Below are 21,194 nucleotides of genomic sequence, written 5' to 3'. Positions count from 1 at the left end.
TTTTCCTAGGTTCAAACCCGCGATTTGCAGGTAAGGGATTAGACAAAGAGCAGCTATCGCAAAGGAGCGGAGTTCCATGTCGCAGCACGAGCAGATGAACCTGAATCTAAAATTGGAGGAAGCCGATCGCGCCGCGGACACGGAGGCATCGACGGGGGACATCGTCCTCTACGAGATGCCGGGCTTCGAGGCCGTCGGGCTGAAGTGGGAAGGGACGTTCGCGGGAGCGGAGGCGGGCGAGATTCGCGATTTGCAGGACGAGCTGAAGGCGCGGATCGGCGAGATTCCGAAGCTCTCGCGCCCGGATGTGCTGCTTGGCCTCTCTTCTCATGTCGTGAAGGAAGGCTTCCTGCATTATGCGGCGGTTGAGGTGCCGGAGGGCGCAGCCGTGCCCGGCGATATGGTCCGCATCGAGGTGCCCTCGCTCACTTGCGCCAAGTACGAGCACCGGAAGGGACAATCGATCGGCCTGTCCTACAGCAATATGTACGCCTGGATCGAGAAGCAGGGCTACAAGGCTGCGGGCGGCGAATTTACGCATATCGAGCTTTATCCGATGGAGCAGGATTCACACGATCCGCATCCCGCGTTTACGATTCTGATCCCGATCTCTTAACGGCCAGCGAACGGCAGGCAGGCGGTTTATCCCGCTTCCGCTGAGATCTAGTCGCCGCCGGCGCGCGTCTTGCGCGTCCGGCGGTTTTTCATGTTCCCGCAGCCTTTTCCTCCTATCCGTCGCTTTGGCGCGCCCGGTTACTTTTCTTGTTTCTGGATATCCTACCCTGTTAGAAGACCGTGGACCGGAGCGCGGCGGCAAATCTTTGGCGAGGGGGGAGCGCGGTGAGAATTCTGTCTTTGTTCGGCGGCAAAAGCAGGCGGAATGTGCGAAGGCCTGGCGGCAGCTCCGGGGGCCATGCGCTGCCGGACGAGCCGTTCGCGACCGATCTGCGTTCGAACCTGGACAAGCTGGGCAAGCTTTTTCCCGATACGCTGGATCTCACCGTTCGGCGGCTCCAGATCCGGGCGACGGGCGAGGATGCGGCATTGGTCTATATCGACGGGCTGACCGACAAGATCGACATTCATACCGGCATTATAAGGCCGCTTCTGATGGAGACGGGAGCGAGCGGAGAGCTGCCGATCGAGATCGGGCGCATGGTTCGAATCTACGGCTGGAACGATCTGACCGTCGCGGTCCTGAAGGGGAGCAGCGTGCTCCTGGTCGAGGGCTCGGACGAGGCGATCGTCATGCGTACGGGCGGCTGGCCCCAGCGGGATCCGACCGATCCCAAGATGGAGACATCGCTGCGGGGCGCGCAGATGGGCTTCGTCGAGACGATCGAGCAGAACGTCGCGATGATTCGCCGCTACCTTCCGGACCGGGAATTGAAGTTTAAAAACTTCAACGTCGGGCGCAGAGGAAATACGCAGGTATCGATCGCCTACCTGGAGGACGTCGCCAATCCGGACATTTTGCGGGAGCTCGAGGATCGGATTGGACGGCTCGACATCGATCTTATCATCAACACGGGTGAGCTGGCCGAGCTGATCGAGGACAACCCGTATTCTCCGTTTCCCCAATTAATCATCACCGAGCGGCCCGACGCGGCCGTCTCGCAGATCGCGCAGGGGAGATTTGCCGTGCTTGTGGACCGTTCCCCGACCGTGCTCATCGGTCCGGCGTCCTTCGTTTCTTTCTTTCAGAATATCGACGATTACAGCACGCGCTGGTCGATCGCGACCTTTATCCGCATGCTCCGTTTCCTTGCGTTTTTTATATCGATATCTTTGCCAGCCTTCTACATCGCGGTTACATCGTTCAACTTCGAGCTGGTTCCGATCAAGCTTCTGATCACGATCGGCACGTATCGGGGGACCGTGCCGTTCGCCCCGTTTATCGAAGCCGCCTTCATGGAGCTGACGCTCGAGATGATCCGCGAAGCGGGCGTCCGGCTGCCGTCGCCGATCGGCCAGACCGTCGGCATCGTCGGAGGCATCGTCATCGGACAGGCGATCGTGCAGGCGGGACTGATCAGTAATATCATGGTCGTCGTCGTCGCGTTCACCGCGATCTCTTCGTTTATTTTGCCTAATCTGGACATGGTGGCCGCCGTTCGGATCATCCGTTTCTCCCTCATGGCTGCAGCCTCCTTGTTCGGTATATTCGGGCTGCTGCTCGGCTTGATGATTCTCGTCGGCCACATGATTTCCCTCGAGACGCTCGGCACGCCGTTCAGCACGCCGTTCGCGCCGATGCGGTTTTCTGACTGGCGGGATACCGTCGTGCGCAGCCCGCTCTGGAAGCTGACGCGCCGGCCGCTCGGCGCGCATCCGGTCCAGACCCGAAGACAGGGAGATAACCGTCGGAAAGGAGACGGATGATGAAAAAGTATGCCTTCAACGAGATTACGACGATGCAATTTATTTTTATCATAAGCGGCATCGCCATCAGCTACGGGTTCATCGAGATTCCCCAGGTTCTGTACAAGGGCGCGGGGAACAGCGGATGGATCGTCTTGATTCTCGGTTCCCTGACGACGATGGCGGCAAATCTCGTGATCGTACAGGCGATGAAGCGAATGCCCGACGGGACGATCCTCGACTTGCTCGCCAAATACGCGGGCAGGTGGGTAGGCAAGGCCGCGGCGATTCTGTTGTCCGCTTATTTCCTGTACTTCGCGTATACCGGCATCGTCTATTCGACGCGCGTGATCAAGGCCCGCATTTTGCAAGAAACGCCGGCTTACATGACGCTGATCATGCTGCTCATCCCCGCCTACGTCGTCGCGCGCGGCGGCATACGCATCATCGGACGGTATGCGGAGCTGTCGATGGGACTGTCGCTATGGATTCCGCTCGTATTCGCCGTCGTATGGAAGCATACGCACTGGCTTTATCTGCTGCCCGTGCTGCCGGACGGATGGCGGCCGGTTTGGAACGCCGTGCCGAGCACGTTTTTCTACTTTCTCGGCTTCGGCTCGACCGCTTTTCTATACCCATTTCTGAAAAACAAAGAAAAGGCGGCACTCGGCGTATGCTGCGCGCAGCTCATCACGCTGTCCGCCTACCTGTTCATCACGCTGCTCAGCTTCGCGTTTTTCAGCCCCGGCGAGCTCACGAAGATTAATCAGCTGTCCATCTATATGCTGAAGGCCGTCGAGCTTCCTTTTGTCGAGCAGGTGGAGGGCTTGTTCATCGTGCTTTACCTGTTCATCTTCTCCATGTCCTGGATTCCGCCGTTCCAGCTGTCCGCTTTTTGCTTGAGCTGGTTCGCCGATCGCGCGGATCACCGGATGACATTGCGGATAATATTGGCGGGAACGGCCGTGTTTTCTTACTTTTACGTTCCGGGCTTCAATACCTCCTATGAAATGGGGGACTGGCTGGAAAAGATGGGCATCCTCGTGGAGTACGCGGCACCGGTGCTGCTGCTTGGCTATCTGTTGCTGTACGACGCCGTTCGCGGGCGGCGGAGGCCATCGTGAAAAGGATCGCGCGCAAGCTGGGCGTGGCGCTGCTGTCGCTCGGTCCGCTGACGGGCTGCTACGACCGAGTGGACCTGGAGGATGCTTCGCTGTCGCTCGTCGCGGGCGTGGACATCACAGAAGACCATCGTACGATGAGCTATACGTCGATCCCGGTGTTCAGCAAGGCCGAGAAAAAGAGCCAGGAGCTCAAAGTTGTCGCGAACACGCAGCGCCAAGGGCGGGGCAAGCTGGACGCCTTCACGGTAGGATCCTTCAACGGCAGAAAAATCAAGGTTATCGCATTGTCGAAGCGGTTCGTGCAGGAGACGCCCGACTGGTTCCGCTACATGGACATTTACTTCCGGGACGGAAGAAATCCGATCACGCCGAGGGTGATCCTATTCGACGGTAAGCTCGATCAGCTGTTCTTCTACCATTCGCCGAGCCAACCGATGCTTCCCCTCATGCTGATGGGCATGATCAAGTCGGCTTCCGACCGATCGGAGTCGGTCGCGACGACGCTGCAAGAGCTGCACAGGCAGATGAACGAAGAGGGACAGACGCCTTTCCTGACCCAGATGTCGATCAAGCAGGATGCCATGATCGACGGAACGTCGTTGCTCGATCATCAGGGGCGGTATGTCGACATGCTGAGTATGCCGGAGACGGTTCTGCTGCGGGTGCTGCAGAAAAAAACGGGAGAGTCCGTCGGCTTCACTCTTCGCCTGCCGCCCGGCTTGACCGGCTCCTCGGGGGAAGCGGACTGGGTCAGCATCTCGACGGAGCGGGTTAAAGTGAAGATTGGCTCCGCGTATGCGGGAGGCCGGTTCAAGTTCTCCGTGCATGTGCGCTTCTCGGCGAGCGTCGTGGAAAAGCTGTCTTCGCTGGACCTCGACGACCACCAGCGGGAAGCCGAGCTCGCTTGCGCGGAGGAGCTGCGCGACAAGTTCGAGGCGTTGATCGGCAAGCTGCAGCAAAAAAAGGTCGACCCCGTCGGGTTCGGCATTTACGCGCGGGCCTATCATTACCAACGCTTCAAGCAGGTCAAGGATAACTGGGGCGAAGCGTTCGGGCAGGCGGACGTGCAGATTCGCGTCAGCGTAGCCTTTGCCGACGAAGGCTCCGTTAAATGAGGCTCCGCAAGAGCCGGGCAGCGGTCCGGCGCAGTAAACGAAAGCCGCCCTTCCGATGTTCGTCGGAAAAGGCGGCTTTGGCTATGCGCAAGGGGATGTGCGCTTATCTGCGTTCGTCTCGATTGCGATTAATTGGCATCGCTCGGGGTGTCATCTGAAGCGCCCGTAGTCGCGTTTGCGTTTGCGTCCGCGCGAGCCTTGCCGCCCTCGCCATGCGCGCCGTCGTGGCCGGTGAATGAACGGCTCACGATTTGGGCAGCCTGCTCGGCAATCTTGGCCTTCATGGCATCGTACGCCGTCTGCGTGATCTTGCCGTCCGCGAGACGTTGGTCGAGCGCCGCCGTGAGCAGCGTGACGATCTTGGCCGTGACCTTGTCAACGGCGACGCCTTTTTCCCCGGCCAGATCGGAGAGCGACTTGCCGGCCTCGAGCTGTGCGGACAGCTCGTCCGTCGTCAATCCGAGCAAGGCGGCAATATCGGCGTTATCCTTCAGATCGAGGCCGCCGAAGCCGCCGTGCTTGCCGCCGCCAAACCCGCCCGGCCCGCCGTGTCCGCCTTTGCCGCCGCCCTTGCCGGCGAAGGCGTTGGTCAGCGCATCCGCAGCCCGGTCGGCGAGGGTCGCCTTCTGCTCGTCGTACTGAGCCTGCGTGAGCTTGCCGTCCGCCAGGCGGCTGTCCAGCCGCGCGGTCATCGCCGAGAGGATCAGGTCCTGCACCTTCTGCTTGTCGACGCCCTGCGCGGCTGCGATGTCGGTCAGCGTCTTGCCGGCTCTAAGCTGCGCCTTGAGCGTGTCTTCGGTCAGGTTCAGCAGCGCTGCCAGCTCGGCGTTGTTCCAGCCGGCTCCGAAGCCGCCGCCTCTGTGATGTCCGTCGTCCTTGGCCGGCGCGGTCGTCGCAGCAGGGGTGGCCGCTTGCGTTTGCACGGCTGCGGCGTTCTTATTCGTCGTCGTGGCGGCGAACGCGCTGCCTACGGAAACGGCGCTGCCGAACACGGCGACGGCGAGCGCGAGGGAGGTGGCGGCGAGCTTCCTATGCTTTTTCGGATTTGTCATGGGCAGATCCTCCTCAGATAGTTGATGTTGTCGTTCGGATTCCATCATAGCCCGCTTGTCTGAATCCTCCGTGAACCCTCGCTGAACGCTTCCTGAGAATAAAAAAAGACGGACCCGCCGCTCGCCGAAGCGAAGCGGGGTCCATCCGCCGTTTTTGCAGATTATAAATCGGGTGATTATATATTTAGAAAAAACGCTCCAGCTCCGCCTTGATCTCGGCATTCGAGCCGCCCACCTGCTTCTGGTGTTGCGCCTTGCCGAACAGCGCGCCGATCTGCTCCGGATAGGTCTGCTCGATGCCGCGCAGTCGGATCGACTCGTCAAACTTGGCCGGGTGGGCCGTCGAGAGCGCCACCGTGACTTCGCCTTCTTCGGTCAGCCGGTCGCTCGCCGCGACGCCGCAGGCCGTATGCGGATCGAGGAGATAGTCGTACTTGGCGAAGTAGTTGCCGATCGTATCGAGGCATTCGTCGTTCTTGACGCCATAGGCAGCGAAGTCCGCCTGCACCTGGTTCATCCGGTCGGACGGGATGACGATGCTGCCTTCGGTCGTGAACTGCCCCATAAGCCGGGAGACTTGGACCGGGTCCTCGCCATACAGGTAGTAGAGATAGCGCTCGAAGTTGCTCGCCACCTGGATGTCCATCGACGGGCTGTGCGTCCCGCGGAACTCGCCGGGCTCGTATACGCCCTCGTTGACGAAGCGCTCGAGAATGTTGTTCTCGTTGGTGGCGAGGATGAGCTTGCCGATCGGCAGTCCCATGCGCTTGGCCAAGTAGCCGGCGAAGATGTCGCCGAAGTTGCCTGTCGGGACGCTGAAGTTCATGCGCTCGGACTGCCCTTGCTGCGCGAGCTGGAGATATGCATAGAAGTAGTAGACGGTCTGCGCCAGAATGCGCGCGATGTTGATCGAGTTGATGGCACGCAGGTGGTACTTGTGCTTAAACGCGACGTCGGCGAACAGCTCTTTGATGATGCGCTGGCAGTCGTCGAACGTGCCATCCACGGCCAGGTTAAGCACGTTGGCGTCGTCCACGGTCGTCATCTGCAGCTCCTGTACCTTGCTCACCTTGCCGGACGGGTGCAGGATGCAGATGCGGATGCCTTCTTTGCCGCGCACGCCTTCGATCGCCGATGCGCCAGTATCGCCGGAGGTCGCGCCGAGGATGTGGATGATCGAATTCGTCTGCTTCGATACGTACGCGTACAGATTGCCAAGGAACTGAAGGGCGATATCCTTGAACGCGAAGGTCGGCCCGTGGAACAGCTCGAGCACGTACAGCCCATTGTTGATGCGCCGCACCGGCGTCACGTCGACGTCGCGGAACGTACCGTAGCTGTCCTCGACCAGCCGCTGCAGCTCTTCGCGCGGAATCTCGTTTCCGATATATAAGGTGAAGATCTCGAGCGCCAGCTCCGCGTAGGTGAGCTTGCCCCATGCCTGCAGCGTCGCGGCGTCCACTTGCGGCACAGCCTTGGGCACGAGCAGACCGCCGTCGTCCGCCAGTCCCATCAGAATCGCGTCGATAAAACCGAGGGGAGCCACCTGGCCCCGGGTGCTGATATATTCCATCTCGATCCCCTTATCCGTGTGAATGTTTGGTCTATTGTATCAAAAAAGAGGAGCGATTCCCACAATGTATCGAACCTCGTCGCAAGATTCGACGTATTTATGATACGATCAAATGGACAACCCTTGCGCATCGCCGGGAACGGGGAAGAGCGGGCGAACAAAGAACTGACGGAGTCGATCAACTATGGGAACGCCCTATTCCGCCATACTGACATTAATTATCACGGCAGGCGTTATCAACGTGCTCATGGGCATTTACGCGCTGTCCGGCCGCTCGAAGGTGTCCATGGTGAGGACATTCGTCGCCTTCAGCCTGATGTCGGCTATTTACACATTCGGGTCCGCGCTGGAGCTGGCCGCGGGCTCTCTGGAGGAGATCGTCCTCTGGATCAAAATTCAGTACCTGGGCATGCCGTTTCTGCCGCCGCTCAACCTGCTGCTGGTCATGTACTTCCTCGGCATGGAAAAGTATTTGAGGCGCTCGTTGCGTATCGGCCTTTTCATCGTGCCCGCGATTACCTTGATCCTCGTCATGACGAACGAGGCGCATCACCTTTATTACCGGGATATCTTGTTGCGTCCCGATACGCTCACCCCCAAGGCCGATCTCGTCGCCGGTCCCTGGTATCTGATCGCGGGCGCCTACACCTTCGGCTGCATGATCGGCGGCGTCGTTCTGCTGCTCGTCCAGTGGCGGCGCAAAAAGATGTACCGATTCCAGATGGTCACGCTGCTGTTCGGCTTGACCCTGCCGCTTGTCGGCGACTTCTTCTATCTTGGCGGCGTCACGCCTGACGGGGTAGACCCGATTCCCGTCATTATGACGTTGACGTCCGCGGCTTATATGTGGGCGCTGGCGTCCCGAGGCCTTTTCCACGTCGTGCCGATCGCCCGGGACAGTCTGTTCGAGAGCATGCGCGACGGCGTCCTCGTGCTCGACATGGAGGATCGGCTGGTGGATTACAACGCGGCTGCCGCGGGGATCATTCCCGAGCTGGTTGCGACCGATATCGGCCAGCGGCTGGACCGGCTCTGGCGCGGACATACGGATGCCGTATTGCTGCCGCGCGATACGGCAGGCGAAGGCAATGCGAAGGACGCTGGCGTCGTGGATATTCAGGAGATTCCATGGGCGATCGAGGACCGCTCGTATCATTATCAGGTTCGCACGTCGATCGTGCGCAACCGCGGCGGATTGGAAGCGGGCAAGCTCATCGTCCTGATCGACATCACGCAGCGGGTGCAGCTGCAGGAACAGCTCCGGCAAATGGCTTATTACGACGGCCTGACGGGCGTGTACAACCGGGCTCGCTTTATGAGCCTGTGCACGTCGATGCTGAGCGAGGCCGAGCGCGCGGGCGAGCCGATGGCCGTCATCCTGTTCGACATCGATCATTTCAAGCGGATCAACGATACTTACGGGCACGACGTCGGCGACCAGGCACTGCTCCATATCGCGGACCTGTGCAGGCGCGCGCTGCGGACGGAGGATCTGCTCGCGCGGTACGGCGGCGAAGTGTTCGTCATCGCGCTGCCCGGCATGGATGCGGCGAGAGCGGAGTCCGCCGCGCACCGCATCCGGCGCGAGCTGGCGGCGCAGCCCCTGAGCGTGCCGGGCGGCGAGCTGCGGATGACGGCGAGCTTCGGCATCGCTGCGTCGGAAGGAGCGGCTGGCGGCGGAGCCGGCAAGGCAGGCGGGATGGAAGGCGCGAGAGAAGCGGACGGAGCGGACGCGGGGGCGTTGCTGAAGCTGCTGCTGAAGCAGGCGGGCCTGGCGCTGTATGCGGCCAAGCACGGCGGGAGAGACGCGGTGCGGCTCGCGGGGAGCGAGGGCGCGAGCGCTTGATTGTTCCACGTGGAATATGGGTGGAATTTAATGGCAGGCTGTGGGCGTGCGTGATATAATCTTCGCAAATCGAAGCGGAGGGATCGCACTTGATGCGCAGCGGCAATCCAACATTGAACGACAAGGCATTTGAAAGGCAGGGCCAGGCTTACGGCCGGGATACGATGACGATCGACGGCACGGTGAACAAGGCGTTTATCATGCTCGTCCTGCTCATGGCGGGCGCGTTCGTCGCCTGGAACAGCTACTTCGACGGAGGCGACGTGATTCCGTTCGCGATCGGCGGCGCGATCCTCGGCTTCGTGCTGGCGCTCGTCATCAGCTTCGCGCCGAAGACGGCGCCTTATCTGGCGCCGGTCTACGCGGTGGCGGAGGGTGTATTCCTTGGCGCGATATCGGCGAATTACGAATCTTACTACGACGGCATCACGCTTCAGGCCGCGCTGCTGACGATGGGCATCTTCATCGCGCTGCTGCTCGCCTACAAGACGCGGTTGATCAAGGCGACCGAGAACTTCAAGCTCGGCGTGTTCGCGGCGACGGCCGGCATCGCGCTCGTGTACCTGCTCAGCTGGGTGCTCGGCATGTTCGGCGTGACGGTGCCGTACCTGCACGACAGCACCCCGCTCGGCATCGGCATCTCCGTGTTTATCGTCATCATTGCGGCGCTCAATCTCGTGCTGGACTTCGACTTCATCGAGAACGGCGCCCGCCAGGGCGCACCCAAGTACATGGAATGGTACGGCGCGTTCGGCCTGCTCGTGACGCTGGTATGGCTGTATCTCGAGATTATCCGGCTGCTGGCGAAGATTCGGAGCCGCGACTAGGCGGGAAGGCTGTGAATCGAATCGAAGGAAGTTCGTGCCTGGGGGCGCGGGCTTCTTTCGTTTTGATATGGAGACCCGGCGGCTGGGGGAGCGCCGTTGTGCGGTGGAACCGTGTAATTCCAGACTGATGGTGTCTCGGGCGCGCCGTTGTACGATAAAACCGTGTAACTCTGGGTGAAAGGTGTCATGGGCGCGCCGTTGTGCGGTAAAACCGTGTAACTCTGGGTGGAAGGTGCCATGGGAGCGCCGTTGTGCGATAAAATCATGTAACTCCTGGGCGGAAGGTGTCATGGGAGCGCCGTTGTGCGGTAAAACCGTGTAGCTCTGGGTGGAAGGTGTCATGGGAGCGCCGTTGTGCGGTAAAATCGTGTAACTCTGGGTGGAAAGTGCCATGGGCGCGCCGTTGTGCGGTAAAACCGTGTAACTCTGGGTGGAAGGTGCCATGGGAGCGCCGTTGTGCGGTAAAACCGTGTAACTCTGGGTGGAAGGGTGCCATGGGCGCGCCGTTGTGCGATATCACCGCGCAACTCTCGCAGGCCGACACTCGGGAGCGAGAGCGGTGTTACACCGAAAAACCGCACAACGCGATGCCGATGGACCCAAAAAGGCACTAACGCGACCACTGCGACGCTCGAAAAGGTGCCGATAAGTGCAAAAGGGCGTTAACGCCACCTCTGTGACGCTCAGAAAGGTGCCGATAAGCGCAAAAGGGCGCTAACACCACCACTGCGACGCTCTCAAAGGCGCCGATAAGTGCAAAAGGGCGCTAACGCCATCTCTGCAACGCCCGGAAAGCTTCTGCATTTTCCGCTTCAATTACCTCAGCCCTGTCCGTTCCGGCACTTCGAAGGAGACGGTCGTGCCTTGCCCGGGTTGGCTGACGATATGGAGGCCCGCGCCGTACAAGCGTTTGAGCCGGCGGTTGGTATTGTACAGGCCGACGCCGTGGCGGCCGGACGCCGGCTGCGACAGAGCCTGCCTTGCCTGTTCGGCGGTCATGCCGACGCCGTCGTCGCCGACTTCGATGCGGACAAGGCCGTCGGCGCGCAAGATCCGGATGCGCACCGTGCCGCCCTCGCTTTGCCGGAGCACGCCGTGCTTGACCGCATTTTCGACGAGCGGCTGGATCGAGAGCGGCGGCACGTACGGCTCCAGGCCGGGCTCCGTCTCCCAGACGACCCGCAGCCTGTCGGGGAAGCGCTCGCGCTCGATGAACAGATAGGTCTCGGTGAGCCGGACCTCATGCGACAGCACGACCAGCTCCTCGGTATTGAGGGAGTCGAAGCTCAAGCGCAGAAACGAGGCGAACGCATGACCGAGCTCCCGCATGCGGTCGGGGTCGGTCTCGCCCAGCGAAACGATCGAGTTCAGCGTATTGACGACGAAGTGCGGCTGGATCTGGGCTTGCAGATAGGCGGCCTCCAGCCGCAGGCGCTCGCTGGCCGACAGCTTGAGCGCGACGAGCGCGCGGATGCGGTAGCGCAGCTCGAGGGCATCCACCGGCTTGGCGACATAATCGCTTGCGCCCGCCTGAAATCCCGCATAAATATCGGCAGGCTGGCTGCGCGCGGTAAGGAGCAGAATCGGCAGCTCGGAGGCATTGTAGCGCGTCCTGACGGTTTGCGTCAGCTCGTAGCCGGACATGCGCGGCATCATCACGTCGGCGATGAGCAGGTCCCATCTGCGTCCGCCAAGCATAGCGAGAGCTTCCTGCGCCGAACGGACGTACGAGATATCGTACGGCTCGTTGGAGAGAATGCCGGCGAGCACCGTCAGGTTCACCGGATCGTCGTCGACGGCGAGGATGCGCGCGCGCGTTTCCTGCGCTCCAAGCAGCGCAGCTGCGGCGACTTGCGCGGAGCCGTCCGACGCCGATCCATCCCATGCCGATCCGAGCCGGTCGCCGGCGAGCGCTTCGCCCGGCTCTGCAGCATCGCTCGGTTTCGCATCGTCGCTGCGACGGGCGGCTTCTTCTGCGGCAGACGATGAATCCGTCGTTTCCGCGGCGGTGGCAGGTCTATTCGCCGCAGCCTCCGCATCCGACGACGCCAATGCGGACTCCGCGACCGGCAGATCGAAGCTGAACGCAGCCCCCTCGCCCGGCGCGGACCGCACTGTCAGCGTGCCGCCATGCAGCTCCGCGAGCTGTCTGGAGATGCTGAGACCGAGCCCGATGCCGTCGCCGTAGCCGTCGGCGCCTTGCTCGTAACGCTGGAAGACGCGATTCTGCGTGGCCTCGTCCATGCCGCTGCCGGTATCGGACACCGTGATGCGGACGCGCCCGCCCTGCAGCGCGGCGGACACGGCGACGGCACCTTCGTCGGTGAACTTGACCGCATTGTGCAGCAAATTGTACAGAATCTGCACGACGCGCTGCTCGTCCGCGAGGACAGCGGGCAGCGTCTCGGGAATGTCCGCGCGCAAGCGGACGGTCTTGCTCTCCGCGAGAAAGCCCAACATGTCCAGCACGCCCGGCACGACCGACTGGATGCGCATCGGCGCCATCCGCAGCTTGACGCCGCCGTCCTGCAGCCGGGCGACGTCGAGAAGATCGTTCAGCAAGTGCGACATGCGCCGGCTGACGCCGACGAGCAGGTCCATGTCCTTGAGGGCGCCGTCGCTGAGACGCTTGCGTTCCCGGGCCATCACGTTTTCCGCTATATTCATGATGCCGTGCAGCGGCGTGCGAAGCTCATGCGACGTGTTGGCCAGAAACTCGTCCTTCAGCTTGTCGGCGGCACGCAGACGTTCGTTGAGCTGCGCGTTCTCCCTGGCGTTGCGGAAGTAGACCTGGAACCAGTACGACGAAAAGCCGATGATTGCAACGAGGACGTCGATCGGATAGTACGTAGGCATAAATTCGATTATGCCCCCGACGACGCTCGACAGCACAGCCAGACCTGAAGCCATGAGGAACACGGAGCCTTCTTCGTTGCGCCTGCGGACATACATCCGGACGATGAGCCAGCCCATCCTCGCGAACGGCACAAGGTAGAAAATGCTGAACAGGTAATAATGGCGCGATATGTATACCCAAGAGGCCGGCACGATGGCAACGAACGCCGTATAGGCGCATAATGCGCCGAAGAAGACCCGGAACCCTGCCCTCCAGATGGGCTCCGTACTGAACCTTTTGTAAATCAGAAGTATGAGAAAGGACAGCCACATGTACGAGAACAGACGGATCTTAAGACTCCAGGCGAAGTCGATCGGCAGCCAGAGCATAAGCAGGTTGTCATGGTCTGAAGTCACGGTCAATCCCGCGGCGAGCGTGAGCAGGCTGAAGAGCAGGAACGTCCGGTCGCGCCGGTTGAGCAAATACAGAATGACGGCGTAGAGGCCGTGGAGCATCAACACAACGAAGGTGATCATCTGAAAGCCGATCGAATACCATCTGATGAAGTCGATCGACGACGCCGCGCCGAACAGCACGGAACGGGAGAAGCCGCCCATCAAGGGATGGTCAAAGTTCGATACCTGCACGAGTAGATCGATCTCCGTCGCGCCGACGGCGTCATAGGTCGAGGTGAAGGAGACGCTCCTGGGCATATAGGTCTCCTTGGTCGCGCCCACCCGGCCGATCGTGCCTTCCGAAAAGCCGTTCATCGACACGAAGGCGGAGGACTGGACGCGGTTGAGCCATGCCGTGACCGGCTTCTCCAGCGGGTCGGTCAGGATGCGCAGCCGGTACGTGCCATAGCCGTAGGAGGGCGCTCCGTCGTGGGCGTCCAGCGCGCTGCGCCAGTCGCCCGGCACTTGAATGGGACGGGACGCGTACGTCTCCGCCCTGGCCTCTTCCTCGGAGAGGAGGCGTGAAGGATAGAACTGCCACTCGCCGTCCAGCGCGAACGGCGGCGAGGCTTCCAGATCGACGCCGCGCAGATCGAGCACGCCGTCCTCGATGACGGGGTACGTGATCGGGAAAAAGAGATGGGTCCAGGACCATCTGAGGCCCAGAAGGACGGCGAAGAAAAGCACGGCGACGGCGATATATTGGCGAGTGGATAACGGTTTTCTTGTCATAACCTGCAAATTCGACAACGCCTCGCAAATTTCCTAGCGGCGGGCTTATTTTTTTGTTTCCAGCGGCAGCGTCACCGTGAACGTCGTTCGCTCGCCGGGCACGCTCTTGGCGGAGATCCGCCCGCGATGCTGCTCGACGATCGACTTGGCGATGGCGAGGCCGAGACCGTAGCCGCCCTGCTTGCGCGAACGCGAGGCGTCGGCGCGGTAGAAGCGGTCGAAGATGCGGTCGACGTGCTCTGCCGGGATGCCCGCGCCGGTATTCGAGACCGCGAGCTGAATCTGATGATGCTGCTTCTTGAGCGTCAGCGCGATCTCGCCCTGGGACTCGTTGTACTTGCTCGCGTTGTCCAGCAGGATCATGACGACCTGCTTGATCTGCTCGGCGCTGCCGAAGGCCGTCAGGCCGGGCTCGATGTCGTACGACAGCGTAAGATCCTGCTCGAAAATGACGGCCTCCATCGTCAGGAGCACGCCCTCCGCGGCGTCGCTGACGTCGAAGGGCACGAAGATCGTCCGCGAGCGGGCATCCTCCATCTCGGTCAGATACAACAGATCGTTGGTCAGCGTCTTCATGCGCTCGGTCTCCGACTTGATATGGTGCAGCCACTTCGCTTGCGACGCGATCGTCTCGCCTTCGTTGGCGAGCAGCACGTCGGCATTGGTGTTGATGACGGCAAGCGGCGTCTTCAGCTCGTGGGAGGCGTCGGCGATGAACCTCTTCTGCTTGTCGAAGGCGTCCCGCACCGGCGCGATGGAGCGTCCGGCGAAGTAGCGGCTCGTGGCATAGATGACCGCCAGCATGACGAGCGCGACCGCGGAAAAGGCGTACACGAGATTGGTGAGAATCTTCTGCTGAGCGGTGACGTCCATGTAGGAAACCGTGTAGCCCGACGGACCGGGCTCCACACTGTACGCCCATCGCGTGTCGCTTAGCGTGAAGCGCCCGCTTTTCACAGGTTTGGCTTCGGCCTTCTTAAGCGCCGCAGCGTAGAATTCATCGTCCATATCGTACCGGGAGTCCGCCTGGAGCAAGTTCCAGTCCGCATCCGTCCGCAGGCCGAACGATACGGAGCGTTCCGCGAACGGACCCATGTCGTCGCCCGCCATCTGCTGCGGCGGTCGACCGCCGTCCTGCCCCTGACGCTGCTTGCCCCCGTTCATGAAGTCGCCTTTATGATAGAAGTCCGCTACGCGGTGGAGTTCCATGTCGATGTCCCGCTTCGTGTTCTGGTACGTGATGATATAGATCGACGCGAAGGCGACGAGCATGATGATCGTGATGATGACCATATTCATCAGAAGAAACCGATTGCGCAGCCGGTTGAACATCAGTCCGCCGCCTCCAGTACGTACCCGACGCCCCGTATCGTGCTTATGCGCGCTCCCGCGTTCAGGAAGGTCAGTTTTTTCCGCAGAAATGAAATATACACCTCCACGTTGTTATGCTCCGCGTCCGAATCGAAGCCCCACAGCTTCTCGATGATCTGCTCCTTGCTCGTCACCGCCTGCTTGCGGGAGATGAGTAGCTCCAGCAGCTCGCTTTCCTTCAGGATCAGCTTGAGCTCCTTGCCCTTGCACGACAGCTTGAGCGTCGACGTGTTGAGCTCGAGGTCGCCGAACCGCAGTCCGTCGTCCGGTATGACGGCCTCGCCCTTGCGCCGCAGCGCCGCCCGGATCCGCGCCAGCAGCTCGCCCGTAACGAACGGCTTGGCGATATAATCGTCCGCCCCATAATCGAGTCCCGCGATCTTGTCATCGGTCTCGCCCTTGGCGGTGAGCATGATGACGGGCGTCTGAACGCCTTGCTTGCGGAGCGTCCGCAGCACCTCGATCCCGTCCATTTCAGGAAGCATGATATCGAGCAGCAGCAGGTCGTAGATGCCGCTCAGCGCATTGTCCAGCCCCGACTGTCCGTCGTGCGCGGTGTCTACGGAGTAGCGGTTTTTGCGAAGAATCTGCGAGAGCGCCTCAGCCAGATGCACCTCGTCTTCTACGATCAGTATTCTCATGGTTGTCCGAACCCCTTCATCTATCGTCTTGCCCTTTATTGTAGGAAGAGAACCTTTAATCAACCTTAATCGTACCATTGCGGCGCGCCGGACAAAAAAGTTTTTACACGACGTTTACAATTTAAGATTCGTTAAAGGTTCCCGCTCTAAGCTTGTGCCATGGAAGGGCGAGACAGTCGCCGACAAGGAAGGGAGCGCGGACGCATGGCGATCGAAGTTTTCAACCGCTACGAGAACAAATACCTGATGAACACGAAGGCCTTTTACTGCATTTACAACCGCCTCACTGAATACATGGAGCTCGATGCGCACAACAAGGACGACAAGTTCTACTCGATCAGCAACCTTTATTACGATACCCCGCAGCACACGCTGATCCGCATGAGCCTCTCGAAGCCGAAGTATCGGGAAAAGCTGCGAATCCGGGCTTACGGCGTGCCGGAGCCGGACGCGAAGGTGTACCTGGAGCTGAAAAAGAAGGTGTTCGGCCTCGTGAACAAGCGCCGGACGTCGCTGGGGCTCGGCGAGGCGTACGAATTCGTGAGGACGGGCCGGCCGCCGGCCTTCCGCGAGGGGATGAACAAGCAGGTGATCGCGGAGATCGCGTATTTCCTGTCGCGGTACGAACTGGTGCCGATGACGTACCTGGCGTACGACCGGATCGCGATGTTCGCGAAGGACGGCCGGGATCTGCGAATTACGTTCGATACGAACATCCGGTCGCGGCGGCACGATCTGGCGCTGGAGGCCGGCGATTACGGCGAGCAACTGATGGAGAAGGGCCAGTGGCTCATGGAAGTGAAGGCGGAGAAGACGGTGCCGGTGTGGCTGTCGCGGCTGCTGTCGGAACTGTCGATGTACCGGACGGGCTTCAGCAAGTACGGCAACGAGTACAAGAAGTCGATCCGATACGCAGGCAGGGTGCCGGAGCTCTACGCGGCGCGTGCCGGAGGGATCGATGCACAAACGATGGAACGGGCGCAAGTGGAAAGGGAGAGAATTGGGCTATGATCGACTCGATCTTCACGACGGTTGCCGCCGACACGGAGCTGACCTTGACGCACGCGCTGCTCACCTTCGGAATCGCCATCCTGCTGGGCGGCATCATCAGCTTTACTTATATGAAAACGCAAGTCGCTTACTCGCCGAGCTTCACGCTCACGATGATGGTCCTGCCGACGATCGTCGCGATTATTATTCTCCTCATCGGCAGCAACATCGCCCGAGCGTTCAGCCTGGCGGGCGCCTTCTCGATCATCCGGTTCCGAAGCGCGCCCGGCGATTCGAAAGACATCTCCTATGTGCTGTTCTCGATGGCGGCGGGTCTGGCCTGCGGCGTCGGCGCTTACGGGTACGCGGCGCTGTTCACGGTGTGCTTGTGCATTCTGATGTTCGTGCTTAAAGCGATTAACTTTGGCGCGAACAAAGCGCAGACCAAGCTGCTGAAGGTCACGATTCCAGAAAATCTGGGCTATGAAGAGGCGTTCGACGAAATTTTCCGCAAGTTTGGCGTTGGCTATGAGTTGAAAAAGGTACGGACGACGGAGCTCGGCAGTTTGTACGAACTTGTGTATGCGGTCCAGATCGGGCCGCAGACGAGCCAGAAGGAGCTGCTGGACGCGGTACGAACGCGCAACGGCAATCTGGATATTACGCTTACGATGAACCCCGTCGTGCAGGAGTATTGATAACATTCTGACCGAATCCTAACCGAAAAGAGGGAATCCTATGAAACATTCGCATCGAGCAAAAGCGATCGCTATCGCGCTTCTCGCCGCCATGCTGGCGGCAGGCTGCAGCGCCAAGTCGGGAGACGCGGCCGGCGCCGCGTCAGCGAGCACGGTCCAGACGGCAGCCACATCGTCCGCGTCGTCGGGGACAGGGGTCACGCTGGCCAGCGTGAATCTGGACGACAAGGTGACGTTCGACGCGGACGACACGACGGCAACGTGGTCGGCGGAGGGCGCGACGACGATCGCGTTGGATGGCGGCGCGGCGACCGTGACCGGATCGGGCGCGACTGCGCAGGGCGGCGCCGTGAAAATAACGGCGGCGGGTACCTACGTGCTGAGCGGCACGCTGGACGACGGGCAGATCGTCGTCGAGGCGGGAGACAGCGACGTCGTGCGCCTTGTCCTGAACGGCGTTGATATAACGAACAAGAACGGTTCGGCCATCTATGTGAAGGCGGCCGACAAGGTTGTCGTGACGCTGGCTGACGGTACGGAAAACGCGGTGACAGATGGCACGACCTATGCGGACACCTCTGAAGAAGCGCCGACGGCGGCGATCTACAGCAAGGACGACCTGACGATCAACGGTGCCGGCAAGCTGACCGTCACGGGCAACTTCAACGACGGCGTGAAATCCAACGACGATCTGAAAATCGCGAGCGGCACGATCGCGGTCAAATCGGCGGACGACGGGCTGATCGGCAAGGATCTCGTCGCGGTCCGGGACGGCGACCTCACGATCGACGCGGGCGGCGACGGCATCAAGTCGACCAACGACAAGGACGCGGAAAAGGGCTTCGTCGCGATCGCGAACGGCACGTTCAAGATCGTGTCGGCGAACGACGGCATTCAAGCGGAGACTGCTCTGTTGGTGGCGGACGGCACGTTCGACATCGTGACGGGCGGCGGCGCGGCGGCCTCGACCATCGTCCATACGGAGAACGGGCCGGGCGGCATGGGCGGATTCGGCGGCGGACGCGGAGATTGGCAGGGCGCGGACGGCCAGATGCCGCAGCCGCCGGCGGACGGGCAAATGCCGGCCGACGGGCAGCAGCCGCCCGAGCCGCCGACGGGCGGCCAGGGTCCGAGTTCGAGCGGCGTGACGGCCGATGTCAGCGGGAACGACGCGGATGAAACGAGTGCGACGTCGACGGCGACGGAAGAGACCGAATCGACGAGCGCCAAGGGATTGAAGGCAGGCGGCGATATCGCTATCGCAGGCGGCACGTTCGCGGTGGATGCGGCTGACGATGCGATTCACAGCAACGCCAACATCGGTATCTTGGGCGGCACGTTCAGCCTGCAGAGCGGAGACGACGGCATTCACGGCGACACGACGCTGACGATCTCGGACGGCACGATCGACATCGCCAAGAGCTACGAAGGCATCGAGAGCGCGAGCATCACGATCGCGGGCGGCGAGACGCACGTCAAGTCCAGCGACGACGGCGCGAACGCATCGGCAGACACAGGCGAAGCGCTGCTCACAATCTCCGGCGGCTACCTCTACGTGGATGCGGGCGGCGACGGGCTCGACTCCAACGGCTCGGTCGTCATGACCGGCGGCACGGCCATCGTCAACGGTCCGACCAACGCGGGCAACGGCGCGCTCGACTACGACGGCACGTTCGAGCAATCCGGCGGCACGCTGATCGCGGCCGGCGCAGCGGGCATGGCGCAGGCGCCGTCCGAGGATTCGAAGCAGGTCTCGCTGCTCATGACCTTTCCGAGCACGCTTGATGCGGGTACCATGGTCACGCTGACGGACAGCGCAGGCAACGCTGTCGCGACCTTCGCGCCGGCCAAGACATTCCAGACACTCGTCTACTCTTCGCCCGATCTGCAATCCGGCGAGAGCTACACGATCTCGACGGGCGGCACGTCCGGCGGCACGCCGAAGGACGGCCTCTATACCGGCGGCGGGACGGCCGGCACGACCAAAGTCGTCACGTTCGAGCTGGGCGACAAGACGACTTACGTGAACGAGTCCGGCATCACGACCGGCGGTGGCGAGATGGGCGGCATGGGCGGAGGACGCGGCGGCTTCGGCGGCGGCCGAGGCATGGGCCGTCCGGGTGCGGACGGTACGACGGGCACCAATTCGACAGGCGCGACCGGTTCGACAAGCGGCAGCGCCAACGGCGCCAGCACGTGAACTCCGATTCAACCGACGCCATAGATTAAAGTGAATGAGGCCTGTGAAACTGCGCGCTCCATACCGGAACCGCGATTTCACAGGCCTCATTTCATTTCGCCATATTCAAACCATGGAACGAGACGCCAGATACCGCCCCGTGTTCCTGGGTAGAAACACTTGTAGCGAGGAACACGCCGAGTACGCCCCAATGATCCTGAGTAGAAACACTTTTCGCCAGCGAGACGCCGGTACGCCCGAATGTTCCTGATTAGGACTACCTTCGGCCCATGGAGTTCCTGGTGCGTCCCAGTGTTCCTGATTAGGACCACCTTCGGCCCATGGTGTGCCTGATGCGTCCCAGTGTTCCTGAATAGGACCACCTTCGGCCCATGGTGTGCCTGATTCGCCCAAGTGTTCCTGTCCAGGACCATCTTCGGCCCACGGTGTGCCTAATTCGCCTCAGTGCGCGAGTCCCGCCTAGTGAATATCGTGCTTCTTGAAGTTGCCGCCTTTAACCTCGGCCACGTCATACACCATAACGAAGGCGCTCGGATCAATTTCGTAGATGATTTCTTTCATTTTGCTCTCTTCCAGCCGGTTGATGACACAGGTGATCTCTTTGAACTGTTCGTTCGAATAGCCGCCCTCGACGACGTTGTAAGTGGCGCCGCGTCCTAGGCGGTCGCGGATCGTCTCGACCATGGTCTCGGGATATTTGGAGATGATCTTGAACGTCTTGGCGCCGCTTAAGCCTTCTTCGACGATGTGGATGACCTTGGAGGCGATGTAGTAGGCGATGCCCGACATGATCGCGCCCTGCAGGCCGAATACGGTTGAGACGACGATAAAGACGAACGCGTTCAGGAACAGGATCAGATCGCTTGTGCCAAAAGGCAGCTTGCGGGACAGCAGCACCGCCAGCATGTCGATCCCGTCCAGCGCGCCGCCGTTGCGCAGGGCCAGACCCATGCCAAAACCGATGATGATGCCGCCGACGACGGTGACCAGCAGCGTATCGCCTTCCAGAATGGGCTTGATATGATGCATCGCAATGGTGCCGATGGCCAGCGAAGCGATGCCCAGCACCGAGTTGATGGCGAAGCTTTTGCCGATCTGCTTGTAGCCGAGGAAAATAAACGGGACGTTGAGCACCGCGATCAACAGGCCGAGCGGCAGATCGATCAGTTCCGATCCGACGATGCTGAGACCCGTCACGCCGCCGTCGGATACGTTGTTCGGTATCAGCACCGCTTCAAGGCCATAGGCCGTTATGAATGCGCCGATGATGACCGCTAACGCCCGCAGCACTTTTCTTAAGACGACAGACTGCTTTTTTCCGCTTCCCAATATCGAAACCTCGTTTCCGAATAATGTACTTCGTTTATTTTATC

At 60.9% G+C, this 21,194-nt stretch carries 15 protein-coding genes; 9 read left to right on the top strand and 6 right to left on the bottom strand.

Translation table 11 applies throughout. From position 1 onward, the window contains the following. Positions 1–76: 76 nt before the first annotated feature. The 4 genes from KVT38_RS21740 (at position 77) to KVT38_RS21725 (ending at position 4,600) form a co-directional block, all read left to right on the top strand. The gene (locus KVT38_RS21740; protein ID WP_254639422.1) at positions 77–616 is read left to right on the top strand and encodes a GyrI-like domain-containing protein; all 540 of its coding nucleotides are present in this window, start codon (positions 77–79) and stop codon (positions 614–616) included. A 224-nt stretch (positions 617–840) separates the two neighbouring features. Beyond that, positions 841–2,382: a spore germination protein gene (locus tag KVT38_RS21735; RefSeq protein WP_368859146.1), complete on the top strand. Its 1,542-nt coding sequence runs from the start codon at positions 841–843 to the stop codon at positions 2,380–2,382. Beyond that, positions 2,382–3,485: a GerAB/ArcD/ProY family transporter gene (locus KVT38_RS21730; RefSeq protein ID WP_217595845.1), complete on the top strand. Its 1,104-nt coding sequence runs from the start codon at positions 2,382–2,384 to the stop codon at positions 3,483–3,485. Before KVT38_RS21735 ends, KVT38_RS21730 begins: the two co-directional genes overlap by 1 nt. Next, positions 3,482–4,600, top strand: a complete 1,119-nt coding sequence (locus KVT38_RS21725; RefSeq protein ID WP_217595844.1) for a Ger(x)C family spore germination protein — start codon at positions 3,482–3,484, stop codon at positions 4,598–4,600. Before KVT38_RS21730 ends, KVT38_RS21725 begins: the two co-directional genes overlap by 4 nt. Before the next feature lie 128 nt (positions 4,601–4,728). Here KVT38_RS21725 and KVT38_RS21720 read toward each other — a convergent pair whose 3' ends face one another. Together KVT38_RS21720 and thrC are read right to left on the bottom strand one after the other, a co-directional pair. Then, complete coding sequence (locus KVT38_RS21720; protein ID WP_217595843.1) at positions 4,729–5,652, bottom strand: SHOCT domain-containing protein; 924 nt, start codon at positions 5,650–5,652, stop codon at positions 4,729–4,731. Positions 5,653–5,836: 184 nt separating this feature from the next. Further along, complete coding sequence (thrC, locus tag KVT38_RS21715) at positions 5,837–7,225, bottom strand: threonine synthase (protein WP_217595842.1); 1,389 nt, start codon at positions 7,223–7,225, stop codon at positions 5,837–5,839. Between the two features lie 184 nt (positions 7,226–7,409). On the opposite strand from thrC, the gene KVT38_RS21710 reads away from it, so the two are divergent. Together KVT38_RS21710 and KVT38_RS21705 are read left to right on the top strand one after the other, a co-directional pair. Continuing rightward, positions 7,410–9,071 carry a histidine kinase N-terminal 7TM domain-containing diguanylate cyclase gene (locus KVT38_RS21710; RefSeq protein ID WP_217595841.1) on the top strand — a complete coding sequence of 554 codons (1,662 nt, stop codon included), beginning with the start codon at positions 7,410–7,412 and terminating at the stop codon, positions 9,069–9,071. Between the two features lie 92 nt (positions 9,072–9,163). Next, the gene (locus KVT38_RS21705; RefSeq protein WP_217595840.1) at positions 9,164–9,898 is read left to right on the top strand and encodes a Bax inhibitor-1/YccA family protein; all 735 of its coding nucleotides are present in this window, start codon (positions 9,164–9,166) and stop codon (positions 9,896–9,898) included. A gap of 816 nt (positions 9,899–10,714) precedes the next feature. Here the strand turns inward: KVT38_RS21705 and KVT38_RS21700 are convergent. Genes KVT38_RS21700 through KVT38_RS21690 form a run of 3 tightly spaced genes read right to left on the bottom strand, consistent with a single transcriptional unit; the run spans position 10,715 to position 15,933 of the window. Further along, positions 10,715–13,921 carry a hybrid sensor histidine kinase/response regulator gene (locus KVT38_RS21700; protein WP_217595839.1) on the bottom strand — a complete coding sequence of 1,069 codons (3,207 nt, stop codon included), beginning with the start codon at positions 13,919–13,921 and terminating at the stop codon, positions 10,715–10,717. 45 nt (positions 13,922–13,966) lie between these two features. Further along, on the bottom strand, positions 13,967–15,253 hold the full coding sequence (locus tag KVT38_RS21695) for a sensor histidine kinase (RefSeq protein ID WP_217595838.1): 1,287 nt from the start codon (positions 15,251–15,253) through the stop codon (positions 13,967–13,969). Beyond that, positions 15,253–15,933: a response regulator transcription factor gene (locus KVT38_RS21690; protein WP_217595837.1), complete on the bottom strand. Its 681-nt coding sequence runs from the start codon at positions 15,931–15,933 to the stop codon at positions 15,253–15,255. The genes KVT38_RS21695 and KVT38_RS21690 overlap by 1 nt, the downstream gene beginning before the upstream one ends. 204 nt (positions 15,934–16,137) lie before the next feature. On the opposite strand from KVT38_RS21690, the gene KVT38_RS21685 reads away from it, so the two are divergent. Genes KVT38_RS21685 through KVT38_RS21675 form a run of 3 tightly spaced genes read left to right on the top strand, consistent with a single transcriptional unit; the run spans position 16,138 to position 19,821 of the window. Then, the gene (locus tag KVT38_RS21685) at positions 16,138–16,944 is read left to right on the top strand and encodes a polyphosphate polymerase domain-containing protein (protein ID WP_217595836.1); all 807 of its coding nucleotides are present in this window, start codon (positions 16,138–16,140) and stop codon (positions 16,942–16,944) included. Continuing rightward, entirely contained in the window at positions 16,941–17,621 is a 681-nt protein-coding gene (locus KVT38_RS21680; protein ID WP_217595835.1) for a DUF4956 domain-containing protein, read from the top strand. Before KVT38_RS21685 ends, KVT38_RS21680 begins: the two co-directional genes overlap by 4 nt. 40 nt (positions 17,622–17,661) lie before the next feature. Continuing rightward, positions 17,662–19,821, top strand: a complete 2,160-nt coding sequence (locus tag KVT38_RS21675) for a carbohydrate-binding domain-containing protein (protein WP_217595834.1) — start codon at positions 17,662–17,664, stop codon at positions 19,819–19,821. A 459-nt stretch (positions 19,822–20,280) separates the two neighbouring features. On the opposite strand, the gene KVT38_RS21670 is transcribed toward KVT38_RS21675, so the two are convergent. Further along, complete coding sequence (locus KVT38_RS21670) at positions 20,281–21,150, bottom strand: YitT family protein (RefSeq protein ID WP_217595833.1); 870 nt, start codon at positions 21,148–21,150, stop codon at positions 20,281–20,283. Between the last annotated feature and the right edge of the window lie 44 nt (positions 21,151–21,194).

It is taken from the genome of Cohnella sp. GbtcB17, from assembly GCF_019091135.1.
In the GTDB taxonomy this organism is placed as follows: Bacteria; Bacillota; Bacilli; order Paenibacillales; family Paenibacillaceae; genus Cohnella.
The sequence above is the reverse complement of the archived record's forward strand: the minus strand, read 5'-3'. Positions and strand labels throughout refer to the sequence as shown.

Coding starts and splice junctions, on each gene's coding strand:
- KVT38_RS21740 (WP_254639422.1), top strand. CDS start 77: ATGTCGCAGCACGAGCAGATGAACCTGAATCTAAAATTGGAGGAAGCC.
- KVT38_RS21730 (WP_217595845.1), top strand. CDS start 2,382: ATGAAAAAGTATGCCTTCAACGAGATTACGACGATGCAATTTATTTTT.
- KVT38_RS21720 (WP_217595843.1), bottom strand. CDS start 5,652: ATGACAAATCCGAAAAAGCATAGGAAGCTCGCCGCCACCTCCCTCGCG.
- thrC (WP_217595842.1), bottom strand. CDS start 7,225: ATGGAATATATCAGCACCCGGGGCCAGGTGGCTCCCCTCGGTTTTATC.
- KVT38_RS21710 (WP_217595841.1), top strand. CDS start 7,410: ATGGGAACGCCCTATTCCGCCATACTGACATTAATTATCACGGCAGGC.
- KVT38_RS21705 (WP_217595840.1), top strand. CDS start 9,164: ATGCGCAGCGGCAATCCAACATTGAACGACAAGGCATTTGAAAGGCAG.
- KVT38_RS21700 (WP_217595839.1), bottom strand. CDS start 13,921: ATGACAAGAAAACCGTTATCCACTCGCCAATATATCGCCGTCGCCGTG.
- KVT38_RS21695 (WP_217595838.1), bottom strand. CDS start 15,253: ATGTTCAACCGGCTGCGCAATCGGTTTCTTCTGATGAATATGGTCATC.
- KVT38_RS21690 (WP_217595837.1), bottom strand. CDS start 15,933: ATGAGAATACTGATCGTAGAAGACGAGGTGCATCTGGCTGAGGCGCTC.
- KVT38_RS21685 (WP_217595836.1), top strand. CDS start 16,138: ATGGCGATCGAAGTTTTCAACCGCTACGAGAACAAATACCTGATGAAC.
- KVT38_RS21680 (WP_217595835.1), top strand. CDS start 16,941: ATGATCGACTCGATCTTCACGACGGTTGCCGCCGACACGGAGCTGACC.
- KVT38_RS21675 (WP_217595834.1), top strand. CDS start 17,662: ATGAAACATTCGCATCGAGCAAAAGCGATCGCTATCGCGCTTCTCGCC.